The organism is Anaerobacillus sp. MEB173 (assembly GCF_052119505.1).
In the GTDB taxonomy this organism is placed as follows: Bacteria; Bacillota; Bacilli; order Bacillales; family JBJMAU01; genus JBJMAU01.
Genome location: NZ_JBJMAU010000022.1, coordinates 18580 through 32410 on the forward strand (window position 1 = coordinate 18580; position 13831 = coordinate 32410).

At 37.1% G+C, this 13831-nt stretch carries 19 protein-coding genes and 1 tRNA gene; all 20 read right to left on the bottom strand.

The genetic code is table 11. The annotated features are described in order from the left end of the window. Positions 1-174: 174 nt before the first annotated feature. A complete protein-coding gene (locus ACJ2A9_RS21295) occupies positions 175-462 on the bottom strand; it encodes a hypothetical protein (RefSeq protein ID WP_441423716.1) in 288 nt (95 codons plus the stop codon). Between the two features lie 15 nt (positions 463-477). Then, entirely contained in the window at positions 478-996 is a 519-nt protein-coding gene (locus ACJ2A9_RS21300; protein ID WP_441423717.1) for a phage major tail tube protein, read from the bottom strand. A 2-nt stretch (positions 997-998) separates the two neighbouring features. Further along, a complete protein-coding gene (locus tag ACJ2A9_RS21305; protein ID WP_441423718.1) occupies positions 999-2456 on the bottom strand; it encodes a phage tail sheath family protein in 1458 nt (485 codons plus the stop codon). Then, entirely contained in the window at positions 2456-2710 is a 255-nt protein-coding gene (locus tag ACJ2A9_RS21310) for a hypothetical protein (RefSeq protein WP_441423719.1), read from the bottom strand. Before ACJ2A9_RS21310 ends, ACJ2A9_RS21305 begins: the two co-directional genes overlap by 1 nt. Beyond that, a complete protein-coding gene (locus ACJ2A9_RS21315) occupies positions 2707-3189 on the bottom strand; it encodes a hypothetical protein (protein ID WP_441423720.1) in 483 nt (160 codons plus the stop codon). The genes ACJ2A9_RS21310 and ACJ2A9_RS21315 overlap by 4 nt, the downstream gene beginning before the upstream one ends. 2 nt (positions 3190-3191) lie before the next feature. After that, entirely contained in the window at positions 3192-3755 is a 564-nt protein-coding gene (locus ACJ2A9_RS21320; protein WP_441423721.1) for a phage tail protein, read from the bottom strand. Continuing rightward, positions 3752-4069: a hypothetical protein gene (locus tag ACJ2A9_RS21325; protein WP_441423722.1), complete on the bottom strand. Its 318-nt coding sequence runs from the start codon at positions 4067-4069 to the stop codon at positions 3752-3754. Before ACJ2A9_RS21325 ends, ACJ2A9_RS21320 begins: the two co-directional genes overlap by 4 nt. Before the next feature lie 2 nt (positions 4070-4071). Further along, entirely contained in the window at positions 4072-4242 is a 171-nt protein-coding gene (locus tag ACJ2A9_RS21330) for a hypothetical protein (protein WP_441423723.1), read from the bottom strand. A gap of 20 nt (positions 4243-4262) precedes the next feature. Beyond that, positions 4263-5291 (bottom strand): major capsid protein, encoded by a 1029-nt coding sequence (locus ACJ2A9_RS21335; protein WP_441423724.1) that lies wholly within the window; start codon positions 5289-5291, stop codon positions 4263-4265. A gap of 18 nt (positions 5292-5309) precedes the next feature. Further along, positions 5310-5690 (bottom strand): head decoration protein, encoded by a 381-nt coding sequence (locus tag ACJ2A9_RS21340; RefSeq protein WP_441423725.1) that lies wholly within the window; start codon positions 5688-5690, stop codon positions 5310-5312. Then, positions 5690-6772 (bottom strand): head maturation protease, ClpP-related, encoded by a 1083-nt coding sequence (locus tag ACJ2A9_RS21345; protein ID WP_441423726.1) that lies wholly within the window; start codon positions 6770-6772, stop codon positions 5690-5692. The genes ACJ2A9_RS21340 and ACJ2A9_RS21345 overlap by 1 nt, the downstream gene beginning before the upstream one ends. A gap of 19 nt (positions 6773-6791) precedes the next feature. Then, positions 6792-8327, bottom strand: coding sequence for a phage portal protein (locus ACJ2A9_RS21350; RefSeq protein ID WP_441423727.1), 1536 nt, complete (start codon positions 8325-8327; stop codon positions 6792-6794). Positions 8328-8341: 14 nt separating this feature from the next. Then, the gene (locus ACJ2A9_RS21355) at positions 8342-8566 is read right to left on the bottom strand and encodes a DUF6148 family protein (RefSeq protein ID WP_441423728.1); all 225 of its coding nucleotides are present in this window, start codon (positions 8564-8566) and stop codon (positions 8342-8344) included. Between the two features lie 45 nt (positions 8567-8611). Next, the gene (locus ACJ2A9_RS21360) at positions 8612-10417 is read right to left on the bottom strand and encodes a phage terminase large subunit family protein (protein ID WP_441423729.1); all 1806 of its coding nucleotides are present in this window, start codon (positions 10415-10417) and stop codon (positions 8612-8614) included. Beyond that, positions 10392-10991, bottom strand: a complete 600-nt coding sequence (locus tag ACJ2A9_RS21365) for a hypothetical protein (RefSeq protein ID WP_441423730.1) — start codon at positions 10989-10991, stop codon at positions 10392-10394. Before ACJ2A9_RS21365 ends, ACJ2A9_RS21360 begins: the two co-directional genes overlap by 26 nt. Before the next feature lie 412 nt (positions 10992-11403). Next, entirely contained in the window at positions 11404-11946 is a 543-nt protein-coding gene (locus tag ACJ2A9_RS21370) for a site-specific integrase (RefSeq protein ID WP_441423731.1), read from the bottom strand. A gap of 26 nt (positions 11947-11972) precedes the next feature. Continuing rightward, positions 11973-12043 (bottom strand) — tRNA-Arg (locus tag ACJ2A9_RS21375). Between the two features lie 346 nt (positions 12044-12389). Beyond that, a complete protein-coding gene (locus tag ACJ2A9_RS21380; protein WP_441423732.1) occupies positions 12390-12749 on the bottom strand; it encodes an ArpU family phage packaging/lysis transcriptional regulator in 360 nt (119 codons plus the stop codon). 297 nt (positions 12750-13046) lie between these two features. After that, positions 13047-13568 (bottom strand): sporulation initiation factor Spo0A C-terminal domain-containing protein, encoded by a 522-nt coding sequence (locus ACJ2A9_RS21385; protein ID WP_441423733.1) that lies wholly within the window; start codon positions 13566-13568, stop codon positions 13047-13049. Positions 13569-13632: 64 nt separating this feature from the next. Further along, positions 13633-13824 (bottom strand): XtrA/YqaO family protein, encoded by a 192-nt coding sequence (locus ACJ2A9_RS21390; protein WP_441423734.1) that lies wholly within the window; start codon positions 13822-13824, stop codon positions 13633-13635. Between the last annotated feature and the right edge of the window lie 7 nt (positions 13825-13831).

The window sequence follows — 13831 nt, forward strand, 5'->3', positions numbered from 1 at the left end:
TATTTTTCACCGCCTTTTGTACCTCGTCTGAAACTTCACAAAGTTCTAAAAGAGTTAAGTTTAAATAGTGTTCAATATTTGTGTAAGTTGATAAAGAAAGGCGAACGCATACTTTTCTAAGTAAACGTCCGCCTGTTGGTTTAAAAACCTTGTGGCCATCAAATGTTAGATGACCTATGCGTTTAAAAAACTCATCACCACATTTTTCACTTTCAACCCTTCCGAAGCAGGTAGTTTTTCGAAAAATTCTATTGGTTTACCTGTTACCTTAGAAGCTAAAATACATGAATATCCAGTCGTCATTTCGTTCATTAATGCCATTTGTCCAGATGCATTAAATTGTTTATCAGCACTAATAAGTTCATTTGTTGTAAGATCTTCAAGTCCTGATAAATCGATCTCCTTATAATCCTCATTTTCAAAACGATAGGGCTTTTTAAAAAAAACCTTATATTCTCCCAACATAATCACCTCAGATTAAATCATATTTCGAATTTCACCTAAAATATCTTCACCATCAACAATGTAAACAAAATTCAATTTATCAAACTCAAGTAATGTTTTACCTTCTTCCTCAACCTTAATATAAAGAATTTCCATAACGTTTGTAGTCTCAGTCATACCACCTACAGCAACAGTACCTAAATTTAAGTTTTTAGGTTGACCTCGAAAAGTGATTTTAAGAGCTCGAGGACGCGACACCCCACCTGCCACATCGTAGCTAGATTGAGCTGCTCTTAATACAATAGAACGGCCACGCTGTCGGAAAAGTTTAAATGATTGATCATTTAGTGTTCGGAATTGAATCTCCAACTCTTGAGCTCCAAAATGTCCAGGTGTAACTGATTCGAATTCACCTGCAATTCCTGCTCCTGAAATTGTCTCAGTCATACCCTCGAAGTTCGGTAGTGTAACTGAGGCATTTACACCCATTAGCTTATCTGTCTCATCATATACGTTATAGTTAATCACTTTTTCTGGGATTGGATTACTCATTATTATTCACCTCCAAATAAGCTATCTTCAAGAATAGTAGGATCAAATTCAAGCACATTAACAATTTCCTCTGCCGGAGTATAGAACCCTACCTTTTGGATAAATTGAATCTTTCCATCAAGAATTTGATTAATTGGGTTGTCAATTCGTCTAAACTCAATGTGAGCTCCTGCGATTTGTCCTCTTGCCTGAAAACCATTTGCTCTAATATTCTCACTATCTACAACACTTTCGATAAGACGATAGTTCGTTGGATCATCTACCTTATCAAAATAGTTTTGAATAAATGAGTTACCCCACCAATCAAACATACGACGTACTGCGATGAATCGGTCTTTAGGGTCCATGATACCTTCTTGATCTGTATCAAACGCAGCAGTACCATTCCCCCATGTGCGCCACCCTCTCATATTGATGGCAGTAAAAATTCCTTTGGCGTTTAATACATTTGCTTCCACTTGGTCTAAGAAAACTTCTTGTCCATTTTCGTTAACCATTGCATTAACAGGAATACGTTTATTAGAAGGGGACTTAAATGGTACATCTTCATTTTCTGCTACAGCTCTTGATAAAGTTGCAGCTACTATTGCACTGTACCAGTACGTTTTTCCCGAAATTTTAGCTTTTGGCCAGCAAACTATTGAAGTCTTATCATCATATAGTTTTGTTTCCTTATCTTCGATTGCATTTTCTTTTGTAATCCCTGTTACATCCAGAACATTTGTTGCATTGAAACAACCGTTAATTTTCTGTGATTTAGCAACTAACACAGTGCCGACTTCTTCGTAATGAGAAAATCCTGGTGCCAGTAAAACTGTTGGCACAATGTTCAGTTTAGGATAAATTAACTTAATTGTTTCAATGCCTGTGTACGTATTACTTGCAGAGTCATATCCGCCAATTAAATCTGAATTTGTTACTGCTGAAGGATTCAACTTATCGAATGATACTTGTATTTCTGAACCCGTAATGTTTCCTCCAGTTAGAATCGAGATAACAACCTCACCATCACTGTTAAAGTTAGCAATGTAGTCAGTTTCCTTTTCATAAGTTGTTGATCCATCAGCGTTTTTAACAACAAGTGTATTTAATATTACACCTTCTTGGTTAATTTTAGATTCTTTATTAATTACATCAACTGTTAAGTTAGTGACAGATTCCTTATGCATGCTTGGGTCTAATACATTTACAAAAACAATAGGAGATATTTTTAATTGTTTGAATGTTGCGTCCATCGATTGACATAAGGTGAAACTTTCCCAGTCATCTGAATAGCCAAGTTTTCGTTTTGCCTCATCAAATGAACGAATTAATACAGGTTCATTTACAACAGAAGTTATATCCTCAGACAAATTAATAGGTGCAGTACCAAACACTACTTGAACAGCAGACATCGCCTCAATTGGTTGCTCTATTGATGTGGGATTTTCTAAAATGGATATTCCGTGCTTATAAGTCATTAATTATTCGCTCCTCTCGCATACTCAAGAGCCTTCAAATATAAATGATTTTCTCGAGTTCCTTGTGTTTTTATATTCCTACGAATACGTCCGAATTCCCCAGTTTCAACAAAGAGTTCCTTTACAATACCACTTTGTTTCATATGCCATTTTACATATTCCGGAGGTTCGCCTCTGAAAACGCTATATTGAGGAAGATTCTTTAAGGACGGTCCACAATAAATAATTGTTTTTATCTTTTTATTTCTACTCATATCATTCCCTCCACATCTTCGCGTAACGAACTTGGTATTTCAAAATTAGATTCAACCCAAGCGAAATGATAAGGTCCATTTTCTTCATCACTGTACTTCCAGTTGATTGGGTATTGTAATTCAAATTTGTTATCAATCCTTGGATTACGCTCTAAATCCTGAATTATTTTTTGTGCTATTGTAAGGGTATCTCGGTATCCCTGGTTATCTAGTTTATCGTCATAAACACCAACGACAAAAAAGACTTTTGTAGAATGGGAAGCGTCAATTCCTCCACGCTCTCCCTCATCAAGATAAACGATTATACAAGGATAAAGATCAGTTTCTGGATTTCTAGATACTGATTTAGTTTTTGCTGGAAGGTGTTGTTCAAAAACTTGAATTTCTTTTTGTTCACCTACTGCAGAATTTAAACGCATACCACTAACTAAATGTTCAATACGTTTTTTTAATGCGTTTTGTAGCTCAAGCGGTGTCATGTCTATGACCTCCCCTTATCAAGAATTCGAGAGATTTCATGTTCAAGTCTTTTCTCGAAAGTCTCTTGACCTTTGCTATGAATTTCCTCACGAACCCGTTCGTTTTCCAACATTTGCGGTACAGATGGACCAAAAAGCCGTTTAATAGGTAGTCTCTTTTTACCGGTACGTTTAAAAACTTTTGCACCATTAATATCAGCCATAAATCCACTAGCTAACGATTTAGCACTACCCTTTTTAACAGCTGCCTTTATTGGTGTTTTACGTTTTGGATTAATGGTTTTAGGGGACACTTTGAATTTATCGAGTCCAATAACCTCGCCGTTAGATCGCACTTCCCCACCTAATGTTGATCTGCTAGCTCTAGTAACTTTGAGTGTTGGATTAACATCACTTGCTTTGATGTTGTAATCTTTACGAACTTCCTTCTTTGTGTTGGAATTCATATTTGTTATTCCGCGATTTAGAGCATTTGTAATTGCATTTGGAGCTTTCTTATGAAAACCCCCTAGACGTTCTTGGACATCATTTAGCAATTTATCATCGCTCGTTATTAATAATTTCATGCTCTCACCATCTTTGCTGTAATGGTAAATAGCCCTTCATCTTCTTGAACGTCGGTAATGTTCCATAACGATCCGTCCACCCTAACACGATTATCCGGTCTTGGATAAAAAGTTAGAGAAATCTTTGAAACATGAAAAAGGAGCTCCTCTGTATGGAGCCCCTCGGCATGATTATTTAATTGACGTTCAGCAAGCTTATCATTATCGATTACTACACTTACTATTTCATCTTCTATAATAGCTTCCGTTGCAAACTCATCTTCGTTTATAAATGTGTTTAAATCAGAAAAAAAATAATCACGCAATTTAGGCATGATTACTTCTCCTCACTATTTTTAGTTTCAATACCTTGTTCAGCAGCACCTTTATCAATTAATCGTTTTTCCTCTGTTTTGTTTAAACCAGTGATAGCTTTACCAGCTTCAAAAATTTTTAGATTACCATCTTTGTCACGCGTGCTTATATTAAACTTTGCAATTAAAGCCATAGCTTTTTACCTCCTAAATATTAGATCACTTCCGCTACAAACCATCCATCTACATCATCTGGAACTGGTAATGGACGTGCTGTTAAACGTAATTTTCGAACTTCATTATCTTTGTCCACCCATGATTTAGGAATACGAGTACCTTCAATTGTTACAAAGTTCTCTCCTTGTTCAATTTGAGTGACTGCGCCATAGATACGTTTATTCATCCCACGAGATCCCATCATAATAAATCCTTCTGGAACCATTGGCTGTTCATTTCCCTCATCATCGATATACCATTCATCATAGCTATAAATTTCTAAACCAAGTGAAGAGATTTTTCCAACAAATGTAATAGCCTCATTCCTGATAGAAGGCTCGATAGCACCAACATTTAATCGCTGAAGGTCCATCATTTCCTTTACTTCAGGGTTTTTCAAGAAGGCATCAACAACACTTGATTCAAATACCGCAATATTTGGTGCCTTACCTGTTTTTTGAATTACCGAAAGTCTCCAACGTTTTAAGTCTTCTAGCGGTTTAGAAGTACTTTCAGACCATAATGCTCCACCAGTTAAAACTTCTTTATTTGTAAACTTATAATCTACTTCCTGTTCAAATTCTTCACCAATCATTGTAACTTTTCCACCGAATAAAACTTCACGACACATCCATTCTTCACGACGTGTAATGTAGTCATCTAACTCAATGATGTCTGTTGCTAACAATTCTCTTGCACGCTCTTCTGGTGTTTTAGAGCTGTATAATGATTCACCCATACTACGATATTTAATATCATCAGTTGATAATACACGCTCAGGAGCAATCTTTGGTACAGAATAGGTTTTAGTTTCAAAACCTTGGCGATCCATTACCTTCCCACCGACTCGAGGGGCAACAAATGGAGCCATTTTACGTTTTCCTTTCTTGAAATCTACGTCTACATTTTCTGTAACAACCGTTTCAAAATTAGGAAAGAATGTACTCATTAAGAATGTGTGTGTTGGTTTCATGAGGCTAATCGCCCTCATCATTGTTCGAGTGCTGTAAATATTAACGTTTCCCATAGTTATAATCCCCCTTTATTAATATGCAATATTTTCTTTCACAAAGATTCCACGTTCACGTAATCGGTTTTCGTGGTTTTCGATTGTATCAGTTCCACCAAAAGTTAAAGCAGCGCTGTTAAACAATCCCGAAACATAACCAGTTGATTTAACATCAACATCTTGTTCAGTATTAATGTCATCTGTTAGAATGCCATATGGTACTTCACTGCCATCTGTTTTTGTACTGTCTACAGGAGCGGCTAAACCAGTAGCTGAAATAATACCAATAACTGTTCCTCTAACTAAAACCCCTTGCCCTTTTGCAACTGTTACACCTTTGACTAAAATAGGCACTTCATGACCTGCAATTAAGTTATCTGGAGTGTGCTCTCCAATTGTTTTGTGAAGCTGTTCCATTAGTAAATCCCCCTTTTTGAATTCATAGCATTAGCAATTGCTTCTGCTTCTTTATCCATTTCTTCTTGACTGTTTCCAGTATTATTTTCAGGTGCTGATGATCCTTTAACACTATTTAATGGTTCTGCATCTGATTGACGATTCTGCAAGTAATTTGTCCCTTGTTCTTTTTGAGCTTTAATAATATCCATAGCTAATTGGGCTGCGGTTGTTCTATCTTCAAATTTAGCTTTGTTAACTAAATCCTCATTACCTGGCAAACTCAAATCCTCAATTTCTTTCATTCTTTCATTCTCAGCATTTACACCTTCTTCATAACCTTCTTGCTTTACCTGGTTATAAAGTTCAGGGTAATCGTTTTTCAGTTTTTCAAGATTCATGGTTTCTTTTTCCCCCTCTGAATGATTTTGTAATGGCTCATCATTATTTGGTGCACCCTGTTCTTGATGAAAATTAATAAAATCAGTTTGTTTTGCTTTTACAAGCTCATTTTTCACCTTATCGATAACTTCTTTTGGTAAAAGTGTCGATTGATTAGCACTTGCAACTAATTCATTTTCATCATCGAACATGATTTCATCAGCAAAGCCTAATTCTATTGCCTTTTGAGCAGTCATAAATGTTTCTTTAGACATCAAATCAAGTAATTCTTCTTTTGACTTACCAGTTTTAAGCATATAAGCATTAGCAATGGCTTCATCAACACTCGCTAGCATATCCGAGGTCTGCTGAAATATTGTTTTGTCACCTCGACCACCCCATGTAGATGAATTGTGGATCATAATTTGGCCAGTCGGTGACATTTTAACTTTACCAGCCATAGCTATAACTGATGCAGCACTTCCTGCAATACCGAATATTTCTGCAACAACATCACCTCCATAGGCTTTTAATAAAGTGTAAATCTCACTGCCAGCCCAAACAGACCCACCACCGCTATTAACCTCAATTTCAACTTGTTCCCCTTTTGCTTCTTTTAATGCATTAGCTACATCATTAGGACAAGTCGATTCCATTTCAAACCAATCGTAAATCCATTTGTCGCTATTACTAACTATTACACCTTTTACTGGAATCCTCATTGTTTACACCTCCCCTCTTTTAGTCCTCATTATTTTCTTTTGGTTCAGTAGTGGTACTTTCCTCATAAACATCAGAAGTCACTCCACCTTCCCTTCTCAATTGTTCTTCAACTACTCGAAGTCTGTGGTTTCTAAAGAAATCACCATTACCCAACTCAACAGTTTCACGAGTACGCGTACTAAATCCATTTTCAACACGTTTTTGTGCAGCGTTAACTTCTTTCAATGGATCAATCTGCCCTTGGCTTGGTCCATTCCACTCTGCGGTACTATATGCCTTCCTAGCAAGTGGATCAGTAAAGAAACCCGGCGCATGAATACGTCCTTTTGCAACGCCCTCTGCTAAAAATTCTTCATAAATCGGTTGGCAAAAATCCGCTGCCATCCAAGAGCGTCTCATTTTGAACATCTTCCACGCTTCAAGAAGTGCGGCACGGCTAGCTGAGTAAGATGCTGTGAAATGTTTAAGTAATAGCTCATAAGGAACCTCAAGAGCAGAACCAATTTGACGACAAATGGACGTTACGAAACCATCAAAAGCTGTATTCGGACGACCAGGATTACTTTCTTGAATTGATTCGTTTTCTCCCAAAGCTACAATTGATCCGTTTCCAAGTTCATAAGAATCGTCATCATAACTATCTAGCTGTTCCTCTTCTGGTATTGCTTCACCCAATTGGTTTTCTTGCGGATTTTCGCTTTTTATAAAAACAGTAAACATACCACTAACAACAGCTGCCATTAATTCAGCCTCTGAATAACGCGCTAACTGTTTTAATGATTCGATTACTGGAGCAAGAATAGGAACTCCTCTTCTTTGTTCCGGCCTTTCTGATTCCATTAGGTGAATTATGTTCGGTCTACCTGTTGCTTTACCAAACTTAGGCACCCGCGTCCAGTCATTACATTTCAATGATATCGAGTGAGGATGGTTCTGAGCGATATGATAGGCAACTACCTCACCTAAATGGTTAATCTCCACTCCATTAACAATCTTGTGGTCACCACTTAACTCTTTTCGTAATGGAGTACAAACTCGATCAGCTTCGATTAATTGAACGCGTATATCATAAGGCATGTTAGGTCTTGGTATAATCGGCAAGAGACTAAAACAATCTCCACTCATCAACCAAGATAGAAAAGCTAATTGCTGTAACTCATAAAAGTTATTCATTCTTTGAGCATCGCAATGAACGCTATCTGCCCACAATGCAAACTCTCTTTCAACTTTGGTTTCCCAATCGTCAGCCTCTTGAAGGGTCATTCCTAAATACTCATAATCAATTTGAGAATTTAATTTCAATCCTGAACCAACTACATTAGTACGGATTGTTTTGAGAGCACCGGTAGCTAATGGAGCACCCATGAACAAATCACGTGATCTTTCACGAAGTTTAGGTACATTTCTTTCAATATCCTCAAGAACAGAACCAAGGCTACTCATCCAACCAGCTAAACTGTTTTTCCTTGTATTTGCCCCATGTTGACTGTACCCCTGATTGACTACCCTCGCTCTTTTTCTACCACTAGGACTTCTTACTCTGTTTATACTCAATTCATATCACACCCTTACAAATCTCTAATAATTGCTCTCGTAACCTTCCTGCGGCCGCTACCTTGTAATTTAGCTATTTCACTTCTCCAGTAGTTAATTTGTTTGCGGATTTCCGGTAAATTTGCACGTTGTAGTTGCCTTGTACCTAATCGATATGCTTGCCCTGTTGAAACAGCTAATTCGGCATCTAACCATGCTTGTAAATGTTGTTTTGCTCGATCTAAAGTTATTCCATCCATCGTTTCACCTCATTCCAATAAAAAAACACCCATGATCAATGGATGTTAAACTTTCACGCCTTTTGATACCACTTTCCTACGTTTTGAAGGGCGCTTTTTCTGTTGTTTAGGATCACTCTTATATTCTTTTTCTAAATTAGGATTTATAATCTCGAGTGCTGCTGTATTATAAACACGCAAATCAATCGGTTCATTTCGTTCTCTTACTTTCTGCCAAACAAAATAAACGACACCGTTTTTGTATCGTTTAACCATTTTTTCTGCAGTTAGTCCCTTGAAATAATCTAAGTTGTAACCTCGGTCAATCGGAAAATGACAATAACCGGGTCCCACTTCATTAATTTTCAGTCTAGACATAACCTTTGCTTTTCCTTCGTCTACGCCTATCCTGAATAGATTGACTTTTTCCCTTTTCTTTTTTGTAACCCCATTAATAAGAGGGATGTATTGACCTGTAGTTCCTTCTCCCTTGATTGCGAATATACGCCTGGATTCTCTTGGTGAAACAAATCGATATACTTCTTGAGTATAATGTCCACCTGAGTCAATACATGTACAAGCAATCCCAAAATGATTGCCATCTTCATTAGACCAGGTTCGAGAAAGAAATTCATCAAGCTCGTTCCAAATCTGTTTTGATTTTAAATCACCGAAAATCGTATGGTACTGTATTCCCCATGATTCCTTATCAGCGCCCCAACCAACAACTTCAATTTCAAAACGATTATCTTGTACGTCAACAGCTGCAGTAAGAACTTTCACACCTTCAGGAACATCAGCACGATACCCTTCTGAACGCTTAAGAAGATCATCCTCTTCAAGTTGATCTCCTTCTTCTTCCCATGTTTCCCCTAATGAAGTATTAACCCATACCTTCATTGCTTCAGGGCCTTTCCGTTTTGCTTCTAAAAAGTCCCTGATAATCTCTTTCCACTTACGCCAAGGACTCACCAACTCATTCAAATGAAATCCACGGCTTTCAGCAACTGGTTTATCAGCAATCCATTTCCCTTTGCCAGCTTTCCATTCATATTCGTTATGCATAGATCCACAATGTTTACAAGCGTGTGTCACAGAATCAAAGTGAATTTGTGCCCATCGTAATGGTTGATACTCATCACATGAAGGGCAAGGTAAATTCCAATGCTCTTGAGTACTTAATTCATACTCAGCCTCTATTCTTGATGCTCCTTTAATTGTTGGAGTAGAAACCATTATCTTTTTTCGGTTATAAAAGTTGTTTGTTCTTTTTTCTGCTAGCGATAAAGGATCACCCTCAGTTCCAGCACTAACAGGAAACCGGTCCACTTCATCAGCAAGCAATATTCTTATTGGTCTTGATGCCAAACCAGAAGGAGCATTCGCACCAACCAACGCAATATAACCACCAGCAAATGACTTTTGAAGTGTAGTATTACCGCCATCACGTGTTTTTACATCGGCAACTTTATGCTTTAATGCTGGAGAATCTCTTAACATAGGTGCCAGACGCTCTTTAGAAAAACTTTTTGCCAATGCCTCAGTAGGTTGCATTAAGAGAATAGGAGCTGGATCAAAATCTATATGATATCCAACCGCATTTAGTATCAATTCGGTCTTACCGACTTGGGCACTTGCCATTATAACGATCTTTTCAATCTCTGGATCATTAACAGAATCTAATATTTCACGTTGATATGGAGCACGATCTGTCCTCCACTGCCCAGGCTCAGCTGATGATTCACTAGAAAGTTTTCTATATGCATCGGCCCATTCTGAAACTGTCAAATCAGGAGGAGGAGATAGAATTTCTTTAGCAATGTCCCGAAAAAGAGCTTCAGTACTTTTAGTTCTTCTTCTTTTTTCGACCATGCTTGAACTCCTTGTCCGCAAGCTCGTTTTCTTCCGGTTCCTCCTCTAGCTCTTCATCATCTAAATACAGCTTGTCCTTACTGTAATCATAGAAAACATGAGGATCATAATCAGACAGTTCGTTCATGGCCTCGTATACAGCATCTTTTAGAATTTCTTTTATTGCCGGTATATCAGTTTTTCCTAATATTTGAGGTGACGTTTTAGAAGGGAGTGATAACAACCTTGCCCTAAATGCCCCCAGCATATCATTCATAACCCTTTTAACATCTTCAGAACGATGAAGTTCACCCTTCATGATTTGTAATTCAAGCTCAGTTTTTTGCCGACGAGCACGAGTCCACTTCGCTTCTTCCTCATATTTATCCAATTCTTCATCCGGTTTTTCTTTTTCAACCAAATAGTCTATATAGGCAATAATTGAGGCTGGAAGGTCGAATTTTCCACGTGACGATTTTACAAGAGCATTTTCGTTTGCCAATTGCTGAATTCTTCGGGTTGACAGACTTAGGATTTCGCTAATTTCCTTCGTTGTTACAATATAGTTTTTTTCTTCTAAACCCTTGACAGACATGGACTTTTCCCACCCCCTCAAATTATTTCCCACATTTTTTTTGACTGAAAACGAAATGACCTTTTCCGCACAGAAACTGGACCATTTTCGGGCTCGTACGCACCCGCATGGTTTATAAATGCTCAGAAGGACCCAAACGCTTGAAACCCTTGGTATGACTGGCCTCATGGCACTTTCAGTATATCAAATCATATTTGCACTTATACGGACAACTCATCATGGTTTTAGATTTCGTTGCAACACAGAGCCTGTCTCCAACACATATTCTCACTTATACTGATAATGACTACACCATATCATATATTCTGTTGCATCTAGATAATTTCTCTAAGCCTTGTTATCACTACTTTTATTTCACTTTTCTAATTGACTGCACTCTTTATTAAATTATGTTGTAGTGAAGGTAAAAAAATTAGATTTTGAACTTTTCCATCGCTTTGTCCATTGAGTCCTGGTTAATTCCGATATACCTCAAAGTGACACTTGGACTCGAGTGATTGAAAAGTTCCTGCAGCATTGCAACATCTTTTGTTTGCTTATAAAAATGATAGCCAAATGTTTTACGTAAAGTGTGAGTGCCGATCTCTTTAAGATTTATAAACTCGGCTGCTTGCCTTAATATCCGGTAAGCTGTTGAACGATCAATAGGATTATTACAACCTTGCCTACTCTTAATGATATAATCACCATCATTTAGACTCTTTGCGTACTCTGATAATTCGTTTCTGGATGATGGCGGTATTCTAATGCGCTTTTGTTTCCGTGTCTTTCTTTCCCTGATAATAATATGTGTTCCTAACAAATCTTCTTTTTTAAGTTGCAGTATGTCAGATATTCGCAATCCAGTGCTAATACCCAATAAAAAAAGGATGTAATTTCTTTGATTACACCTTTTGAAATACTCTTTCATCTTACTTATTTTTTCTTGATCACGAATAGGCTGCACAAAATTCATTTAATCACAACCTTATTTATCATATAAGCCCCTACCAGGATTCGAACCCAGACTCTAACGATAGAAGCGTCATGTGCTTCCGTTACACTATAGAGGCACTGAATACATAGTATTACTCTACCCAATACTCCGAGAGGGCGGGCTTGAGATTGAGAACGTAATACATGCATATTGAAAAAATTAATACACAAAGTATTAGTCCCCGCATCGACCGTCGCAGATCCAAAATAGGACCTTTTTAGACTAGCGCGTTCAGATCTCCAAATGTTCCTCTCGTTCAGCCAACATTTTTCACAGATCTATAGATCGCATTCGAGTACGCCGTTGATAAGGGAGGTCGACGTATCTCCCCTTATCCATAAGGATACAAATTTCTCCAATAAAAAAAGGTACCCAATTTGGTACCCTATTTGTTCGGTTTTTGTCCGAAATTTCTCCAAAAATTAAATTTTCCCAAGAGATTTAGCTAAACTTAATAATGCTGACCTCTTCTTTTCATAAAATTTCCCTTTTTTAAGGCCAAGATCCATATATATTTGTATGTCATTAGTTTCAATTGAAGAAAGATATTTTTGTTCAATAATCTTTCTTTCTATTGCATCTAAGCTGTGCTGAAGAGCTCTATTTATTTGTTTTACTTTTAGTTCGTCCATCACTTCATTTTTTTCACATTTTATTACTGGGGTAAATAAACCAGTGATGCCAAAGCTTTCTTGTTCAGTTTTGTTTTCCATCCAAACTCTCAACGCCCTATAATTTCGCAATTCTTCTATTACATCCGACTGTATATCCTTATCATTCATGAAATATTACCGCCTTTATTACTGTTTTAATGCTCCTCCACGACCGCGTTTATGTATCCTCCGGTTAGTACCCATTAATTCAGCTAGATCTTGTCGGCTTAGTGTTTCGTTGTTTTATTTGCTTTTTCTTCGGTGGTGTTTTCTTTATTGTCATGCCATTTTTATCACACCAAGATATTAACTGATTTTTAAACATATCCATCATTATCACCTCTATGTAAAAACGAAAAAGAGCACTAATTAACAGTAGCTGGCAAACTACTATTCAATCAGCGCCCTCCGTTTTTCGGTTAGGCTTTATTTATTTTCTAATGATCCGTCATCCAATCTTATTCTATCGGCAATACCTGTAACAAACTCACTAACAGTTGGTCTACCACTCCTATAGCTAATTAACGATCCTATACATGTTTCATTTCGCTTACTCCAAGCCACTTCAATAGCATGTCTCATCGCTCGTTCTGCTCTGGAAGGTGTAGTATTGAATTTTTGTGAAACATTTGGATAAATTGATTTCATCATTTGTCCACAGCCATTATAATTTATCATAATTGCTTCCCTAAGAAAGTAATATCCTTTCAAATTTGCAGGAATCCTAATTTTGCGAAGCAAGTTAGTGACTTTTTCTTCTAGTGAACCACTACTTTTATATTCAAGTGAAGTTTCAATTAAGTCAGTAGCTTCTTCCATTTGAGAAGCAACAACCGTTCTTTTTAATTCGTCTAGCTCTTGGCGAACTAACCTCAGCTCCTTAAGCACTTGGAACATCATTTGGTCATTTTTGGATAAAATATTACTGGTAGCAAATACAGTGTTCATGGTTTTACACTCCATTTCAATTTTATTGAATAGCATTTATCTAATCATTTCGAACCTTAAGTAATCAAATCTTTGTACTTGTTTTAGTCTCAATCCGATCAACTTTCCCTCCAAAAGAAATCACTTCCGATGAACCGAATGCAGGTAATTCAAATGAAATTACCTTCCCTTGCTTAACAATATATAAAGTATTTTCTTTCATAACATCAATTTCAGCTTTCATAGTTTTTGGATCAACTTTAATTTCTTTTGTCATTAGAGTC